This window comes from Micromonospora sp. WMMD734 (genome assembly GCF_049178975.1).
In the GTDB taxonomy this organism is placed as follows: domain Bacteria; phylum Actinomycetota; class Actinomycetes; order Mycobacteriales; family Micromonosporaceae; genus Micromonospora; species Micromonospora wenchangensis.
In genome coordinates, this window is record NZ_JBMHMK010000001.1 from 502,508 (window position 1) to 520,305 (window position 17,798).

Here is a 17,798-nt window from a genome sequence, read left to right on the forward strand (position 1 = left end):
GCGAGCAGACCGGACCCGACCTCGGGCCGAAACCGCGCCGCGACCGAGCCGAGCCGAGCCGCGACCGAGCCGAGCCGCGCCGCGACCGAGCCGCGCCGCGGCCGGCCCGGGTGCCGGAAGGTCACGGTTGCGGGCCGGTTCGGGCTGCCCGCACCGGTGCCGGGGGGCGGGCAGCCCGAACCGGGGTCGGTCAGCGCGCCAGCAGTTGGTGCGCCGCCCGGATCTGGGTCCACGACTTCGGCTGCGCGGGTGCGGTCGTGGTGCGGGTGGCGGCGGCCGGAGTGGGCCGGCCGGGGGTGAACAGCCAGGTGGTGAAGACCGGGTCCAGGTCGAGGCCGGAGATCTGCTCGGCAAGGGCCTGGAACTCGGCGATGGTGCCGTTGCCGTACCGGTGGGCGGCGGTCCAGGCGGGCAGGATCCGGAAGAACGCGTCGTCGCCGACGGCCAGCCGGAGCTGGTGCAGCGCCATCGCGCCCCGGTCGTAGACCGCGCCGTCGAAGACCGCGCCGGCACCCGGATTGCCCGGCAGGACCTGCCAGAACGCGTCGTCGGCCGGGTAGTCGGCGTAGGTGAAGTCGAACAGCTCCTGTGCGGTGCCCTCACCCTGCGCCTCCGACCAGAGCCACTCGGCGTACGAGGCGAAGCCCTCGTTCAGCCAGATGTTGCTCCAGTTCGCCACCGAGACCGAGTCGCCGAACCACTGGTGGGCGTTCTCGTGCACCACCACGTACGGGTTGCTGCCGCGTCGCCAGAAGCCGGGCCCGTACACCGGGCGGGTCTGCGTCTCCAGGGCGAAGCCGAGACTGTCGATCGGCGCGGCCACGCCCCCCTGCGCCTCGAACGGGTACGGTCCGAAGATGCCGCTGGCCCAGTCGACGACCTCGGCGGTGCGTTCGATGCTGGCCCGGGCGGCCGGCTTCCGGTCGCCCAGCGTGGTGCTGTAGGCGTTGATCACCTGCTGCCCGTTCGGGGCGGTGTCGGTGACGATGTCGTACTGGCCGATCGCCAGGAACGCCAGGTAGGTGGCCCCGGGCTTGGTGCTGCGCCAGCCCCAGCGCATCCGGTTGCCGGCCTCGGCCAGCGGGGGCCGGGGCTGCACGCCGTTGCTGATCACCTCGACGCCGTCGGGCACCGACACCGAGATGTCCCAGGTGGCCTTGTCCAGCGGGTGGTCGTTGGAGGGGAACCACCACCAGGCCGACTCGGGTTCGTTGACGGCGAGCGCGCCGTCGACGGTGCGGGTCCACCCGGAGTAACCGTCCACCAGGGTCTCCGACGGCACCCCGGAGTAGGTGACCACGACGGTCATCGGCTGACCGGTGGTGAGGCCGCGCGGCGCGGTCACCACCAGCTCGTGGACGCCCTCCCGGTCGAACCGGGCGGTCCACCCGTTGACCCGCACCGACTCCACGTCGAGCAGGAAGTCGAGGTTGAACCGGGAGAGGTCCTGGGTGGCGGTGGCCAGGATGGTGGTGGTGCCGCTGAGCCGGTCGGTGGCCGGCTCGTAACGCAGCCGGACGTCGTAGTGGTCGACGTCGTAGCCGCCGTTGCCGTAGTCGGGGAAGTAGGGGTCGCCGAGGCCGGGGCTGCCGGGTTTCGGGGCGGCCGAGACCGCGACCGACCGGCTCTTGCCCGGTCGGGCGTCGGCCTGGCCGGGGGTGCCGGTCACCAGGGTGCCGGCGGTGGTGACGGTCAGGGCGGCGATGGCCGCCGTGAAAACACGTCGCACGGGGTGGACTCCCTCCATCGGGGTGTTCGCACCGACAACCTAATCGACGGCGGTGGAAACGTACGCCCCGGATGGCAGGGATCGGCTGTTCTCATCCCGTCGATGTTTCGCTAGCATTACCGACTAGTAACAACGCCTCACCCCCCTGGCCACGCGCGCGGTCCAGAGGCTTCCCCCGTTGCTGCCCCTGGAGGATCGTCATGCTCCACCGCGCCCTACCCCGCCGCGCTCTGGCCCGGGCCGTCACCGCCCTGGCCGCCGTCCTCGCCACCGTCACCGGCGTCCTGCTCGTCCCGACCGCCGCCCAGGCCGCCACCGTCCACTACGTCGCGCTGGGCGACTCGTACTCCTCCGGTGTCGGCGCCGGGCCGTACGACTTTTCCACCTGCCTGCGCAGTCAGAAGTCGTACGCCCCGCTGTGGGCCGCCGCCAACGCGGTGACCAGCTTCGCCTTCCCCGCCTGCGGCGGCGCGGTAACCGCCGACGTGATCACCAAGCAGGTCGGCTCGTTGAGCGCCACCACCAGCCTGGTCACCATCACCATCGGCGGCAACGACGCCGGTTTCGCCGACGTCATCACCAGCTGCCGGTTCGGCACCACGGCGACCTGCACCGCGGCGGTCGACAAAGCCAAGAGCTTCGCCACCTCGACGCTGCCCGGCCGGCTCGACGCCACCTACGCCGCGATCCGCGACCGGGCCCCGAACGCCCGGCTGGTGGTGCTCGGCTACCCCCGGCTGTTCGAGACCGGCTCCTGTGGAGTGCTGGCGATGAGCAGCTACAAGCGGACCATCCTCAACGAGGCCGCCGACGTGCTCGCCACGGTCACCGCCGCCCGGGCCGACGCGGCCGGCGCCACCTTCGCCGACGCCCGCCCGTTCTTCGCCGGGCACGGCGTCTGCGCCGCCGCCCCGTGGATCCGTGACGTCAGCGGCGTCATCGAGGCGTACCACCCGAACGCCGACGGCTACCGGTACGGCTACCTGCCGACGCTCACCGCCGCGCTGGGCTGACCGGGCCGGCCGGGTCACCGGCGGCATCCCACCGGACACCCTCGGTTGCCTCCGTCGTCGACAATGGGAACTCTTTCCTGGTTCCTGTCGGCGGCGGAGGTGCCCGTATGCGCGAACCGGTGACCCCGCCGCAGCCCCGGTCGCCCGCTGTGGACGGCCCCCCGGTCGGCGGCACCGAACTGCTCGCCCTGCTCACCCGGCTGCTGCGCCGGCCGCGTCGGGGCGACCGCCGGTTGCCGGTGCTCTGGCTGGTCCGGGCCGCCACCGGCGGTGACCCGGGTGCCCTGCTGCGCCGTTTCGTCGGGCGGGGCGCGGGTCGCCGGGTCCCGCACGCCGTGCTCGACCTGGCCGCCCGCCCCGACCTCGCCGACGTCCCGGGGGTGCTGCGGGAACTGCACCGGCAGCTGTCGCTGGAGGCGTTCGGGGCGGCCCGGCTGCGGTTCCGCCACCACCCGCTGGCCGACTGGCTGATGCAGCAGACCCTCGACGTGGGCGTCGACGCCGCCGACAGCGGCCGGGCCACCCTGGTCCGTCGGCTGCGCGACTGGCGGGGCCGGCGTCCCGTCGAGGAGCCGCAGGTCGGCGGGGAGTCGGGGGTCGGCACGGCGCTTCAGGTGCTGCTCTGGCTGCTGCGCCGGGCGGTGCCCAGCGTGGTGTTCCGGATCGCCGTCTCCGGCCGGGTGCCAGGCGTCGGCGGCCAGTACCGGTGGTTCATGCGGCAGCAGTATCTTGCCCCCCGCCAGTCGGTGACCTTCCTCGGGTTCGCCGAACGGCTCACCGCCGGCTGGCGCGACGGCGAACAACCCGCCCAGGTGGACAAGCTGCTGCTGCACGCCTTCCTGGAGGACCTGCGGCAGGCGTACCGGCGACGGGCGTGGCGGCCCGGGGACTGGCGGCGCACCGCGTACCCGGTGCTGCTGCTCGACGGGGTGGACGTCGACGGCGTCGGGCACACCCTGGTCCGGCTGCTCACCGACGTGCGTAACGAGACGGGCCGCAACGATCCGCTGCTGGTGGTGGCGCTGGCCGCCGTGCCGCCGCCGGAACTGCCGGGCACCCGACCGCTGCGCGAGGCGGACGACGCCTACGACGAGTGGGCCGAGGCGCTGCCCGAGACCCGGCGGCTGCGGCGGGCCGCCGCCTGGCTGGTGGCGCTGCGCCCCGACGACGAGGACGCCACCCCGCCCCCGGGGGTCGTTCCGCCCGCGCTGGTCGCCCCCGACCCGCCGTGGTGGGCACGGCGGTTCCTGCCGGCGGCGGTGGCGGTGGTCGTGCTGGCCGGGACGGTCGTGTGGGCGGACAGCAGGTGGACGCTGGACTGCCATCCGACGCCGATCGGCCAGGTACGGGTGCAGGTGCTCGCCGGGGAGTGCGTCGGCTACAGCGACACCGCCGCCCAGGTGTTCAACAGCGAACCCGGCCAGGAGCGGCTGCGCGCGGTGCAGCAGCGGATCTTCGCGCAGAACCGGGCCGCCGAGGAGGTGTGGCGGCGCAGCGACCAGCGTCGGCCCTATCTCACCCTGGTCTACCTGGGCACCCTCACCGGCAACCGGACCCGGGCCGACGAGGAGTCCTACGTCTCCGAACGCGAGGAGCTGGAGGGCCTGGCGACCGCCCAGTACGCCCTGCTCAAGGAGTCCGCGGCAGCCGACGGCGCGGCCCTGCTGCACGTGGTGGTCGCCAACGGGGGCCGGCAGATGCGCCACGCCGGGCCGGCGGTGGCCATGCTGGAACGGCTGGCCCACGACGACCCGACAGTGCTCGGGGTGGTCGGGCTGGTGGAGAGCCGCACCAGCACCGCCGTGGCGTTGCGGGAACTCAACCGGGTCGGCCTGCCGGTGCTCGCCCCCACCCTGTCGGCCGACCGGATGGACGTCAACTCCAGCCTCTACCTCCAGGTCTCCGCGCCGAACAGGGACCAGGCCGCGATGATCGAGACGTACGCCCGGCAGGTGCTGCGGGTGACCGAGGCGCACGTCTACTACACCACCGGCGAGGCCAGTTCCCTGGCCGAGGACCTCTACGTCGGCACCCTCGTCGACGGGCTGCGCCAGCGGTTCGGCAGCCGGCTCACCCGGCTCGACGAGTGGAGTACCGGGCGTCGGTTGACCGCCGAGTGCGGTTTCCGGGGGGTGCTGCTGTTCGCCGGGCGCTGGTCGGAGTTCGACGGGTTCCTGCGGGCATTGAAGGAGTGCGGCAACGACCCGCCCCGGCACCTCGTCGCCGACGACTCGGTCAACCGCTACATGGCCAACCCGGGCCTGCGGGCCAGCGCCCCGGGCAACCTGCCGGTGACGTACGTGTCGAAGGCGGCGCTGGCCACCTGTGCCGCGCTACGGGCCGCGCAGGCCGCCCGGGACGACGCCCGGGACAGCTTCCTGACCTGGGTCGGCGCCGACGACCTGCTGGACCCGCCGCGCTGCCGCGACGGTGCCGGCGCACCCGTCGGCGAGCGGGTCAGCCTCGCCTACGACGCGGCGATGATGATGGTGCGGGCGGTGGAGAGCCTCGCCGCCCGGCTGCGCCACGCCGACACCGGCCGGCGCTGGGAGCCCCGCTCGGTCAACCCGGTCGGCGTGCACGCCGAGGTGTTGCGGCAGAACGCCGCCGCCGGCTACCCGGGGGTCGCCGGGGTGATCCGGTACGCCCCCGACTCGGGCGAGCCGGTCGCCAAGCGGCTGGCGTTGCTGCGGGTGGAGCGGGTGCCGGAGGTGGCCGCCGAGCCGGTCGAGGTGTTCCACTGTGGCGCGGCCGACAGCGGACCGGACCCGGGCTGCCGACCCGTCTGACCCGTGGGCGGGTCGTGCGTGCGGACCCGCCGGGGCGCTAGGGTTCCCTCGATTCGTCCGCACGTGGGTGGGGAGCAGTGGGTGGGCAGGCTCGCATCGGCGTACGGGCAGGCGGTCGCCGCGCACCGGCAGGCCCGGCAGCGGTGGACGGCGGCCCGTGCCCTGCTGGAACGGCTGGCCGGGCAGCCCGTCCCGGAGCGTACCGCCGACCTGGTCGCCCGGCTGGCCCGGCTGGCCGACGCGCTGGCCGCCCCGCCGCCCGGCGGCACCGGCGACGGGCCGGCGGCGGTGCGCATCGGTGAGGCGTCCACGGCGGACGGCCGGTTCCCGCTGCTGCTGCCGTTGGGCGCCGGCCGGCACCTGGCGGTCGACGGCGACGCCCGTGATCCCCGGGTGGCGGTGCTGCTGCGGGTGCTGGTGCTGCGGTTGTTGACCACGGCCGCCCCGGGCAGCGTGCGGGTGGTCGGCATCGACCCGGCCGCCTGGGGGGCCACCTTCATCCCGTTGCGTCCGCTGCGCGACGCCGGGGTGCTCGGCACGGTCGCCACCACCGAGGCCGAGATCGGCGTGTTGCTGGACGCCGCCGAGGCGCACGCCCGCGCGGGGGAGGCCGAGCTGCTGCTGGTGGTGGCCGCGTCCGCGCCCGGCCCGCGTGAGTTGGCCCGGCTCGCCGCGCTCACCCACGCCGGGCCGACCGCCGGGGTGTGCGTGCTGTTCGCCGGGCGCGCGGTGACCGCGCCCGGCCAGGCTCCACCCGTGCTGGGCGGCACCACCGAGGTACGGCTCGACGAACGGTACGCCCGGGTCGGCGATCCGCCGGGGTACCCGTTCAGCGCCGACCGCACCGGGCTGCCGGTGCCGGTGCTGCTCGACGGTGACCCGCCCGCTGCCGCCGTCCAGGCGCTCGCCGACCGGCTGGGCGAGCAGTTACGCCGGGACACCGCCCTGCACCTGGCCGACCTGCTGCCCGAGCACCGCTGGACCGGCTCCGCCCGGGGCGGCCTGTCGACGGTGGTCGGCCGCAGTGGGCGTACCCCGGTCAGTCTGGCCTTCGACGACGCGACGCCGCACTGGCTGGTCGGTGGCCGCACCGGCGCGGGCAAGACGGTCTTCCTGCTCGACGTGCTCTACGGCCTGGCGGCCCGCTACTCCCCGGCGCAGCTGCACCTGTGGCTGCTCGACTTCAAGGAGGGGGTGAGCTTCACCGAGTTCGTCCCCACCGACCGGGACCCGTCGTTCCTGCCGCACGCGCGGGCCGTCGGCGTCGAGTCCGACCGGGAGTACGGCCTGGCCGTGCTCCGCGAACTGCGCCGGGAGCTGGGCCGGCGGGCCGGGCTGTTCAAGCGGCACGGGGTGACCAAGCTCGCCGACCTGCCGGACACCGAACCGGTGCCCCGCACGGTGGCCGTGATCGACGAGTTCCACGTGCTGTTCGCCGGCAACGACAGGCTGGCCCGGGAAGCCGTCGACCTGCTGGAGGAGCTGGCCCGCAAGGGCCGCTCGTACGGTGTGCACCTGGTGCTGGCGAGCCAGAGCACCAGCGGCGTGGAGGCGCTGTACGGCCGGGCCGAGTCGCTGTTCGGGCAGTTCGCGTTGCGGGTGGCGCTGCCCGGCGGTGAGGCGGTGCTCGGCCCCCGGGCGACCGTCGCCGGCCCGACCCGGATCGGCACGGCGCTGGTCAACACCGCCGCCGGGGCGGCCGGCGCGGACACGCTGCTGCGGTTCCCCGACGCGCACGCCGACGCCCGCCAGCTCGCCCGGCTGCGTTACGAGCTGTGGGACGCGCGCCCCGACGACGTCGGCCCGCCCGAGGTCTTCCGGGGTTACGCCACCGCCCACCTGGAGGACGAGCCGACGCCGCCCGTCCCGGCCGGCCGTCGTCCGGCGGTGCTGGTGGGCCGGACGGTCGACGTGGCCGGCAGCACCGCCCGGTTCGACCTGGACGCCTCCCCGGGTCGGCACCTGGCCGTGGTGGGCACCTCGGTCACCGGCGCGCACGTGCTGCGGGCCGCCGCGCTGAGCCTGGCCGGGCAGCACCGGCCCGGGGAGGCCGGGTTCGTGCTGGCCGCGCTGGTGGCCGCCGCCGACGAGCTGGCCGACGACACCGCCGCCGGGCTGAAGGCCGCCGGGCACCCGGTGACCCAGGTCGACGCGGCCGGGCTGCGCGCCCGCGTCGCCGGGCTGGCCGCCGGCCCCGGGGAACGCGGCCGGACCTACCTGGTGGTCTTCGGGGTGGACGCGGCCCACGCGGTGCTCGCCGCCGCCGACCCGGACACGTACCGGACCGGCCACGACGACCTGCGGGCGCTGTTGCGGGCGGGGCCGGGGCACGGGGTGCACCTGCTCGGCTGGTGGCGGGGCCTGCCCCGGCTCGCCGACGACCTCGGCGGCAGCCAGAACCGCGACGACGTGGCCTGCCTGGTGGCGCTGAACGTGCCCGCCGACGATCTCGGGCTCTACCTCGGGGTGACCGACCTGGCCTGGAACCCGCGCCCGGACCGGGCGCTGCTCGTCGACAGGCACGCGCACCGCACCGCGCTGATCGTGCCGTTCGTCCGCCCCGGGTACCGCCCCGAAGAGGAGCGCTGAGTGACCGGCTACGACGAGTACGCGGCGGCGGTCCGGCAGCTCTCCGCCCGGATCCGGGAGGGCGAGCGGGGTGCCGCCGCCGAGGCGGAACGCCGCCGTGACCTGCACACCGGGGTGACCCGGCTCGGTCAGCGGCTGGCCGCCCAGGAACAACGGCTCGGCCAGCTCGGTGCCGCCGCTGGCGTGTCCCCGGCGACCGACCCCGCTCCCGGGTCCGGGGTGGAGGCCGGGGCCGGTGCGGCTGTCGGGTCCGGGGTGGACGGTGATCCGGCGGTGGTGCTGGCCGAGGCGGCCCGGCTGGTCGACGAGGTCGACCGGCTGGGGCAGCAGGCCGAGGCGCTGGCTCAGCGGCCCGCTCTGCTGCCCACCTGGTCGCCGACGGCCCGCGCGGTCGCCGTCTACGTCGGCTGCGCCGCCGTGGGGGTGCTGGCCATGCTGGTGCTGCTGGTCGCCAACGGCATCGGCGTGGTCGACGGCGTGACCCTGGGCGCGCTGACCTGCGCCGGGCTGCCGCTGATCTCCTTCGTCGCCGGCTGGCTGATCCTCGGGCGGTGGGGGCGGCCGGCGCTCGCCGACACCGACCCGCCCCGGTACGCCCCGCTCGGCTTCGTGATCTGCGCCCTGCTGGTGCCGTTGGCGTACTGCGTGACCCTGCTGCTGTTCCGCCTGGTGCGTTGAGTGGGCTCCGGCTTCGCTGGCCTGCCTGCGGCGGTCTGCCCGGCGGGGCACCGGCGTGGCTCGGTGACGATCAGCGAGGCCCCCGGGCAGCCTTGATCAATCGGGCGTACCGCACCTGCTCGCACGGGTAGTCATCGCCGCAACCGCACACCTTGCGGGTCACCACGTGCGGGGGATGGGCGAAGAGGATGTCGTCGGCGTCCTCGACGTCCTGGTCGGACACGAGCAGGCCGAGGTCCCCGCCGGACTCCGGCGGACTGTCCTCGTCCGAGCGGCGCTCGTGGTACGGGCGCCGGTTGTCGTGGGGGTGCTTGGTGTCGTGCCGGTGCTGGTTGTCCCGATGGTGCTTGTCGTCGTGGGGATGGCGGTTGTCGTGCTGTGGTCGGGTGGGGTGTCGCTCGGGGTGGTGCGGGTCGGGTTGGTCGTCCATCGGGGCAGCTCCTGGTCGAGTTCCGTTGGTGAGGGTGGGGCGGCCGTGATCGGATTGCGATTTCGCGTACTCGCCTCGGCGTGTCGTCTACAAAACTGCAATCTGATCTTGAATTCGCCCTGAGTTACGGGCGTGGTGCGGGCGGGTTGCGGCCCGGGGTGTGTGGGTGGGTGCTGGTGGGTGACCGCGCGCCCGGTCGGGCCGGGGGGATGACCCGACCGGGCGCTCTGTGCGGGTGAGGAACAGACCAACTCCGGGTTTGCAGACCTGGGGAGTAGGTCGAGGGGAGCTTTACACATCTAGTCACACATGGCAAGCACGACAACACGTTACTTGTCACGGGTAGTGACACGTGATCGAATGGCGGGGCAGACCTGGGAGTACACACATGCCCGTCAAACCCAAGTGGCAACAACTGGCGGACCGCATTCGTGGTCAGATCGAATCGGGAGAGCTCGCGCCGGGGGATCAGCTACCCTCCACCATTCAGCTCAAGACCGAGCACGGCGTCTCGACGACAGTCGTTCGGCAAGCCATCCTCGTCCTACAGACGCAGGGATGGGTGCAGGGTGTCCACGGGCTCGGGGTGTTTGTCGCCGAGCGGGAGTGACCGAGGCGGCTTCCCGTCGACGGGCCGTCGGTGGCGCTGACCCTGCCGTTCGGGATGTGGTTCCGTCGGGGGTAGCTGCGGTCGGTGTTCACCTCGTAGGCTCTCGGTGGTCATCGTCGATGCGGCGGGGTGACTGTGGTGTGTCGACAGACCTGGGGAAGTGTGTGTGAGCGCGGTACGCGCGCTGGGAAACTGAGCGGGCGCTCATGACCGGTGTGGTCGGCCCGGCGGCGGCCGGACCCGTGTGTACGTGTGATCGTCGACCTACCGGACGGCCGTGTGGGTAACGCGTGTCGACGATGTGACCCGCCGGCTCCGTGGTGCCGATTCTTCGCAAAGTCAGTACCACCGCCAGCCTCGGCGCTGGCGGTCGACCAGTTGGACACGATCGAGGCGGTGGGCGATGACGGTGCAGGGGCGTGACGGTGGCGATCTGGACGGCTTCCACGTCGGGTGGGTGCCGGAGGGTGCGGGCGACCTGGTGTCGGACTTCGCCTCCGAGTGGGACGACGTCACCTTCGCCACCCGGGTCTGGGAACGGGCGGTCGACGACGGCCACCGGGTGGACCTGCGGGTGCACGTGCTGCGCGGCGATCGGCTGACCTCGCTGGTGCAGGTGCGCGAGTTCCTGGCCGGCTACCACGAGCGGGATTCCGCCGAGTGGCCGCTTGCCGAGTTCGGTCGCGCCGAGGGCGTCGGGCTGGCCGGCGGGGGCGAGGCGTTCTGGCTGGTCCGGCCGGGCCTTGCGGTCGACGTGCTGGTGGACGTCGAGCGGTTCGACGGGGAAACCGCGATCGAGGTCGCCAGCTCCATCACGGAGCTGCCCCACGGCTGACCCTGGGCCGGCGGCACCCCGGCGCTCCCGGACGCTTCCCGAGCGCTGTCGGGTTTCCGATAGCTTGCGGGATACCGAAGATGTACGCCCGTTCATATCCTGACGTGTTCACCGTCGCTTATGGACGTGGAGAGTCGTGGATCCTCGACAGGTACGCCGTTTGGCGGAGCAGTCTGCCAACTTCGGGTTCTTGAAGAACCATCCTCTGCTGGTCTGGTACGGCGCAGGGGCCGAGCTGCTCGTCTACGTCGATGCCCAGTCGGCGATGTTCAAGGCTCGCGCGTTCGGCGACGTGCTCGCCCGGGAACTGGTCCGCCGTACCGACGCCACACCGCACGGCAAGAGCTTCTTCCACCAGGTGGAGGTGCTGTATGCCAACGGCGCACTCACCGCCAAGGTCTACGCCGCGTTCGACCGGCTGCGGGACACCGGCAACCAGGCCGTCCACGATCACCTGGGTGAGGTGCGGGAAGCCCTCGAACTGCTGCGTACCTGCTTCGAGTTGGGGCTCTGGTTCCACCGGGCGGTGACCGATGACCGGGCGCCGATCGGGTTCGTGCCACCCACCCCGCCGCAACGGCAGGTGTCGGCCGCTCTGGTGAGCGGCCTCCAGGCCGAGATCGAGCGCTACAAGCAGGAGCTTGCCGAGACGAAGTTGCTGCTGGACGGTCAGCCGTCACTGGCCCTCGCCCAGGCGGCGGCCACGGTCGCCGCCGAGCAGGCGGTACGCGACGCCGACGCCCGACGGCCGCAGGCCGCCGCGCTGCTCGCCAGCCTGGAACCGGCCGCCGAGGCGGCGCAGCAGGCATTTGACAGCGCCAAGCCGGTGAAGGTGTCGGCGGCCAAGCGGGAGGAGTTCATCGCCCGCGCCCGACGGGCCTCGCACGAGCCGTTGAACGAGGTGCAGACCCGGGTCGAGATCGACCGCCAGCTCACCGCCGCCGGTTGGCAGGTCCAGGACCAGGACCAACTCAACCTGTACGCGGGAGTCGGCGTCGCGGTGCGCGAGGTGACCCTGGCGACGGGCCGCGCCGACTACCTGCTCTACGTCAACCAGCGCCTCGTCGGGGTGATCGAGGCCAAGCGGGAGGGCACCGCCCCGCGCGGGGTGGAGGCGCAGCTCGACCGCTATCTCAACGGGTTGACCGCCGAGCAGCGGCTCAGCGCCTGGCGGCGGGAGGCGGCGCTGCCGTTCGGGTACGTCGCCACCGGCACCGAAACCGCGTTCGTCAACCAGCTCGACCCCTTTCCGCGTACCCGGGAGGTGTTCGCGTTCCATCGGCCGGAGACGCTCGCCCGGTGGATGCGGGAGGCCGACGACGAGCCGGCCGCGCCGACGCTGCGCGCCCGGCTGCGCCGGATGCCGGCGCTGGACCGGCTGGGCCTGCGCCCGGCGCAGATCGACGCGGTCGAGGGCCTGGAACGCTCGCTGGCCGACGCCCGGCCCCGGGCGTTGATCCAGATGGCCACCGGGGCGGGCAAGACGTTCACGGCGGTCACCGCCAGCTACCGGCTGCTCAAGCACGCCCGCGCCCGCCGCATCCTGTTCCTGGTCGACCGGAACAACCTCGGCAAGCAGACCCTGCGGGAGTACGCCGGCTACCAGACCCCCGACGACGGGCGGAAGTTCACCGAGTTGTACACGGTGGACCGGCTCTCCGGCGGCGGCCTGCTCGACTCGTCGACCGTGGTGATCTCCACGATCCAGCGCCTGTACGGGGCGTTGCGCGGCGACGAGCTGCCCGACGTCGACCTGGACGACCAGGCGTACGACAGCTACGACCTGGACTCCCCGGTCGAGGTGGCGTACCAGCCGCAGCTGCCGCCGGAGACGTTCGACCTGATCGTGGTGGACGAGTGCCACCGTTCGATCTACGGCAAGTGGCGGGCGGTGATCGAGTACTTCGACGCCTTCGTGGTGGGGCTGACCGCGACCCCGGTGAAGCAGACCCTCGGCTTCTTCCGGCAGAACCTGGTGTCGGAGTACACCTACGAGCAGGCGGTCGCCGACGGGGTGAACGTCAACTTCGACGTCTACCGGATCAGGACCGAGATCACCGAGGGCGGGCAGAAGATCGAGGCCGGCACCGTCGTGCCGCTGCGCGACCGGCGGACCCGGGCCGAGCGTTACCAGGAGTTGGAGGACGACTTCACGTACGCGGGCCGCCAGGTCGGCCGGTCGGTGATCTCGAAGGGGCAGTTGCGGCTGGTGCTGGAGACCTTCCGCGACCGGCTGTTCACCGAGATCTTCCCCGGCCGTTCCACGGTGCCCAAGACGCTGATCTTCGCGCGTGACGACAACCACGCCGAGGAGATCGTCACCATGGTCCGGGAGGTGTTCGGGCGCGGCAACCAGTTCGCCAGGAAGATCACCTATTCCTCACGGCGGGACGGCGACAACCCCGACACCCTCATCCAGGCGTTCCGCAACAGCCCGGAGATGCGGGTCGCGGTCACCGTCGACATGATCGCCACCGGCACCGACGTACGGCCGCTGGAGTGTGTGTTCTTCCTCAGGCCGGTGCGCAGCGCCACCTACTTCGAGCAGATGAAGGGGCGTGGGGCGCGCACCATCGACCCGGCCGACTTCCAGTCCGTCACGCCTGACGCGAGGGTGAAGGACCGGTTCGTCATCGTCGACGCGGTGGGGGTGACCGAGGCCGATCTGGACGAGGCGGTGCCGCTGCAACGGCACAGCGAGCAGCAGATCTCGCTGCGTGACCTGCTGCGCAAGGCCGGCACGCTGACCGCCGACGCCAACGAGGTGGCCACCCTCGCGTCCCGGCTGTCCCGCCTCGACCGGCAGCTCACCGACGACGAGCGCGCCGAGCTGGCCGACCTGGCCGGGCAGCCGCTCACCGGCATCGTCCGGGGCCTGGTCGACGCGGTCGCCCCCGAACAGCTCAACCCGGCGACCCTGGCCGGGCCGGACGCCGTCCGTGACCTGCTGGCCGGTGCGCTGCGCCCGCTGGCCGCGAACCCGCAGCTGCGCGCCCGCATCCTGGAGATCCGCCACACCCACGACGTCACCATCGACGAGGTCAACGCCGACACACTGCTGTCGGCGGCCGGGGTGCCCGCCGCCGAACGCGCCCAGGTGACCGTGCGGAGCTGGCACGACTACCTGGAACAGCATCGCGACGAGATCACCGCGTTGCAGGTGTTCTACGAGGGCAAGGGTCGGGTCAGCTACGACCAGCTCAAGGAGCTGGCGGCCCGGATCGCCAGGCCCCCGCAGGCGTGGACCCCGGATTCGCTGTGGCAGGCGTACGTGCAGCTCGGCCGGACCGTCGAGCAGGCCGGGCCGCGCGGGGTGACCGACCTGGTCGCCCTCATCCGCTACGAACTGGGCCACGACCAGGAACTCCGTCCATTTCGTACGACCACAGAGGAACGCTTCCGTGGGTGGCTGCTGCGGCAACGGCAGGCGGGCGCTACCTTCACTGCCGATCAGGTGTGGTGGCTGGAGAGGATCAAGGACGTGATAGCGGTCAGCGTGGAGATCACCCCCGACGACCTGGAAGGGGCACCCTTCACCGAACGCGGCGGCATCGACGGGTACGCGGGCGCCTTCGGCAACCGCGCCGAACCCCTCCTCACCGAACTCAACCAGGAGCTAACCGCGTGACCGACCTGCCAGACGGCTGGGCCAAGACGACGCTCGGAGAAGTTGGTAGGTACCTGAACGGGCGTGGCTTTAAGCAATCCGAGTGGGCTGAGTCCGGTCGACCCATCATTCGGATTCAGAATCTGACGAGATCCGGTGCATCTCACAACTATTTTTCTGGGCCGATCGAAGAAAGGTATGTGGTTCGTCGAGGAGATTTGCTTATTTCCTGGGCGGCAACGCTGGGGGCTTTTTTGTGGCAGGGGCCCGAAGCTGTCCTCAATCAGCACATATTCAAGGTTCAGTCATTTATTGATAGAAGGTTCCACTATTATCTGGTGATGTATCTGCTGAGCGATCTGGTTGGAGAAACTCACGGGTCAGGAATAGTTCATGTTACCAGGGCGCGATTTGATTCACTCCCCGTTGATTTGCCCCCTGTTGCTGAACAGCGGCGCATCGTGGCTGTTCTCGACGTTTACTTCTCTCGACTGGACGCAGGGGTCAAGCTGCTCACCAAGCAGTTGTTGCGCCTGCGCGCATTGAAGAAGCGGCTGCTGGTCGAGTCGGTTCCGGTCGGTGATGAGACCGGCTGGAGGACCGTGACCGTTGCGGAGGCAGGTCGGGTCGACCTCGGTCGGCAACGGCATCCGGACTGGCACACCGGGGACCACATGCGGCCCTATCTACGCGTCGCAAATGTGTTCGAGGACCGCATCGACACCACCGACGTGATGGAGATGGACTTCCCGCCGGCTGTTTTTGAGAAGTTCAAGCTCGTGCCGGGTGACATCCTCCTCAACGAAGGTCAGAGCCCCGAGCTGCTCGGTCGTCCAGCGCTGTATCGCGGCGTTCCTGAGGACGTCGCCTTCACCAACAGCCTGTTGCGGTTCCGGGTTGGCCCCGACGTTGATCCGGAGTGGGCGCTGTTGGTCTTCCGACGCCATATGCACGCCGGGCGCTTCTCGCGCGAAGTGAGGATCACCACCAACATCGCCCATCTCTCGGCTACGAGATTCAAGGCGGTGGAGTTCCCCATACCCCCGCTCACCGAGCAGCGGGAGATTGTGGCGCGCACCGCCGACCGCTTGGCGGGGGTGGAACGCCTGATCGCGGAGGTTGAGCACGCTGCCAGGAAGTCAGACGCGCTACGGGCCTCGCTGTTGGCGGAGGCATTTGCGGGGCGACTTGTGCCGCAGGACCCGGACGACGAGCCGGCCGCCGAGCTGCTCGCCCGGATCAGGGCAGAGCGCTCGGCCACCATCCCGAAGCAGCGGACGCGCTCCCGGCGTACCCCGAAGGAGTTGGCGGCACCGCCGACCAGGGTGACCGGCGACGACTACCAGCAGGAGACCTTGCCACTGTGAGCACTGTGGATTCGCGCCGTCTGGTGCAGAAGCTGTGGAACTACTGCGATGTGCTGCGTGACGACGGCGTGTCGACCATCGACTATGTGGAGCAGTTGACCTACCTGCTGTTCCTCAAGATGGCCGACGAGCGGGCCAGGCGGACGTTCCGGCCGGAGCAGATCGTGCCCGACGAGCTGAGCTGGCAGACCCTGCTGGACGCTGAGGGTGACGACCTGGAGGTGCAGTACCGGCACATCCTCACCGGGCTCGCCCGGGAGGGCGGCACCCTCGGCACCATCTTCCGCAAGGCGCAGAACAAGATCCAGGACCCGGCGAAGCTCAAGCGGCTGATCGTCGACCTGATCGACAAGCAGGAGTGGTCGGGCACCGGGGTCGACGTCAAGGGCGACGCCTACGAGGAGCTGCTGGCCAAGGGCGCGGAGGACGCGAAATCCGGCGCGGGGCAGTACTTCACCCCGCGTGCGTTGACCGTCGCGATGGTCGACTGCATGCTGCCCACCCCCGACGACACGATCACCGACCCGGCCTGCGGCACCGGCGGTTTCCTGCTCGCCGCCTACGACCACATCCAGCGTCACCACGGCAGCACCCTAACCCCCGACCAGCGGCGACGGCTCGCCGGCGGCGCGATCACCGGCACCGAGCTGGTCGACGGCACCGCCCGGCTGGCGGCGATGAACATGCTGCTGCACGGCATCGGCACCCCCAACGGCCCGTCGCTGATCGCGGTAAAGGACGCCCTGGGCAAGGAGCCTGCGAGCCGGGTCAGCCTGGTGCTCGCCAACCCGCCGTTCGGGCGCAGCTCGTCGATCCGGATGGTGGGGGAGGACGGCCGTTCCTCCCGCGAGGAACGCGAGATCGAACGCAACGACTTCTGGGCCACCACCGCCAACAAGCAGCTCAACTTCGTCCAGCACATCGCCGCGCTGCTGGAGATCGACGGCCGGGCGGCCGTCGTCCTGCCCGACAACGTGCTGTTCGAGGGCGGCGCGGGGGAGACCATCCGCCGCCGGTTGCTCAAGCAGTACGACCTGCACACCATGCTGCGCCTGCCCACCGGCATCTTCTACGCCGGTGGCGTCAAGGCCAACGTGCTGTTCTTCGAGCGCAAGCGCGCCCGCGAGGAACCCTGGACCCAGAACCTCTGGGTGTACGACTTCCGCACCAACCAGCACTTCACGCTCAAGCAGAACCCGCTGCGCCGCGAACACCTCCAGGACTTCGTCGACTGCTACCTGCCCGGCAAGGACCGCGCCGAGCGGGTGGAGACCGAACGTTTCCGCCCCTTCCCGTACGACGAGTTGATCGCCCGCGACAAGGTGAACCTGGACATCACCTGGCTCAAGGACGCCTCCCTGGAGGACGCCGACGCGCTGCTGCCACCCGAGGTGATCGCCCAGGAGATCGTCGAGGACCTCCAGGCGGCCCTACGCGAGTTCGCCGCCATCGCCGAAGCCCTCGGCGCGACCGGCTCCCGGGTCGACACCGACTGAGCGAGGCTGACCTGCTTGTGTATACCACCCGCTATACTGCGCTGGTGGTGGCAGAGTGGGACATCTACCTCGTCGATGAGGTGCGCGACTGGATCGACAGCCTTGAGAGCGGTAACCGGCCGTGAGCAGCAACTACGTGCGATGGAACGACATCCGTGCCGGGCATGTGGAACGGGCCGGGGGTGAAGGAGCCGTCGAGGCCGGCAAGCGGGAATTGCTCGCCGAGGTGGTCGGGCACCGCCTCGCCGAGGTACGTCGTGCCCGCAGCCTGACGCAACAGCAGGTCGCCGACCGCATGGGTGTCACCAAGGGGCGGGTGTCCCAGATCGAGCAGGGCAAGATCTCCGGACAGGAGGTCCTCGCCCGCTATGCCGCTGCACTCGGCGGACGCCTCCATCAGGCGATCTACTTCGACGACGGGAACATTGCCGCCATCGCGTAGCCCTCACCACTCGGTAGGCCCGACCGGCTTCCGCCACATCGCTCGTATCGGCCACGATCGCGCGTGCGCTGTGGTGCGCCGGTTACTGCCGGGTGTCATTCCCGCCGGGGCGTACTGCTGGAAAAGCCGGGGTGTTCCGGTGGCCCTTCGGGTAGGGTCGCCGTCGCGCCTTGTGGTCGGCCTGTGGTAGCCGTGACCTGCCCGGCTTCCTTC

At 71.4% G+C, this 17,798-nt stretch carries 12 protein-coding genes; 10 read left to right on the plus strand and 2 right to left on the minus strand.

Annotated elements, in window-relative coordinates; translation table 11 throughout:
• Positions 1-190 precede the first annotated feature (190 nt).
• Complete coding sequence (locus ACN267_RS02310; RefSeq protein WP_421487802.1) at positions 191-1,729, minus strand: M1 family metallopeptidase; 1,539 nt, start codon at positions 1,727-1,729, stop codon at positions 191-193.
• Positions 1,730-1,929: 200 nt separating this feature from the next.
• Between ACN267_RS02310 and ACN267_RS02315 the strand changes: the two genes are divergently transcribed.
• The 4 genes from ACN267_RS02315 to ACN267_RS02330 all read left to right on the plus strand — a co-directional run bounded on the left by ACN267_RS02315 (position 1,930) and on the right by ACN267_RS02330 (position 8,798).
• Positions 1,930-2,742, plus strand: coding sequence for an SGNH/GDSL hydrolase family protein (locus ACN267_RS02315; protein WP_421487803.1), 813 nt, complete (start codon positions 1,930-1,932; stop codon positions 2,740-2,742).
• A 107-nt stretch (positions 2,743-2,849) separates the two neighbouring features.
• Complete coding sequence (locus ACN267_RS02320) at positions 2,850-5,531, plus strand: hypothetical protein (RefSeq protein WP_421487804.1); 2,682 nt, start codon at positions 2,850-2,852, stop codon at positions 5,529-5,531.
• A gap of 81 nt (positions 5,532-5,612) precedes the next feature.
• Positions 5,613-8,120 (plus strand): FtsK/SpoIIIE domain-containing protein, encoded by a 2,508-nt coding sequence (locus ACN267_RS02325; RefSeq protein WP_421487805.1) that lies wholly within the window; start codon positions 5,613-5,615, stop codon positions 8,118-8,120.
• Positions 8,121-8,798: a hypothetical protein gene (locus tag ACN267_RS02330; protein ID WP_421487806.1), complete on the plus strand. Its 678-nt coding sequence runs from the start codon at positions 8,121-8,123 to the stop codon at positions 8,796-8,798.
• Positions 8,799-8,868: 70 nt separating this feature from the next.
• Here the strand turns inward: ACN267_RS02330 and ACN267_RS02335 are convergent, their stop codons facing one another.
• On the minus strand, positions 8,869-9,228 hold the full coding sequence (locus ACN267_RS02335; protein WP_204959218.1) for a hypothetical protein: 360 nt from the start codon (positions 9,226-9,228) through the stop codon (positions 8,869-8,871).
• Between the two features lie 388 nt (positions 9,229-9,616).
• Between ACN267_RS02335 and ACN267_RS02340 the strand changes: the two genes are divergently transcribed.
• The 6 genes from ACN267_RS02340 (at position 9,617) to ACN267_RS02365 (ending at position 17,585) form a co-directional block, all read left to right on the plus strand.
• Positions 9,617-9,838 carry a winged helix-turn-helix domain-containing protein gene (locus tag ACN267_RS02340; protein WP_204959217.1) on the plus strand — a complete coding sequence of 74 codons (222 nt, stop codon included), beginning with the start codon at positions 9,617-9,619 and terminating at the stop codon, positions 9,836-9,838.
• Between the two features lie 403 nt (positions 9,839-10,241).
• Positions 10,242-10,673, plus strand: a complete 432-nt coding sequence (locus tag ACN267_RS02345; protein WP_281895665.1) for a hypothetical protein — start codon at positions 10,242-10,244, stop codon at positions 10,671-10,673.
• Between the two features lie 190 nt (positions 10,674-10,863).
• The gene (locus ACN267_RS02350; protein WP_421487807.1) at positions 10,864-14,301 is read left to right on the plus strand and encodes a DEAD/DEAH box helicase family protein; all 3,438 of its coding nucleotides are present in this window, start codon (positions 10,864-10,866) and stop codon (positions 14,299-14,301) included.
• Entirely contained in the window at positions 14,298-15,647 is a 1,350-nt protein-coding gene (locus ACN267_RS02355) for a restriction endonuclease subunit S (RefSeq protein WP_421487808.1), read from the plus strand. The genes ACN267_RS02350 and ACN267_RS02355 overlap by 4 nt, the downstream gene beginning before the upstream one ends.
• A 5-nt stretch (positions 15,648-15,652) precedes the next feature.
• Complete coding sequence (locus ACN267_RS02360) at positions 15,653-17,143, plus strand: type I restriction-modification system subunit M (protein WP_421487809.1); 1,491 nt, start codon at positions 15,653-15,655, stop codon at positions 17,141-17,143.
• A gap of 121 nt (positions 17,144-17,264) precedes the next feature.
• Positions 17,265-17,585 carry a helix-turn-helix domain-containing protein gene (locus tag ACN267_RS02365; protein WP_421487810.1) on the plus strand — a complete coding sequence of 107 codons (321 nt, stop codon included), beginning with the start codon at positions 17,265-17,267 and terminating at the stop codon, positions 17,583-17,585.
• Positions 17,586-17,798: the final 213 nt, after the last annotated feature.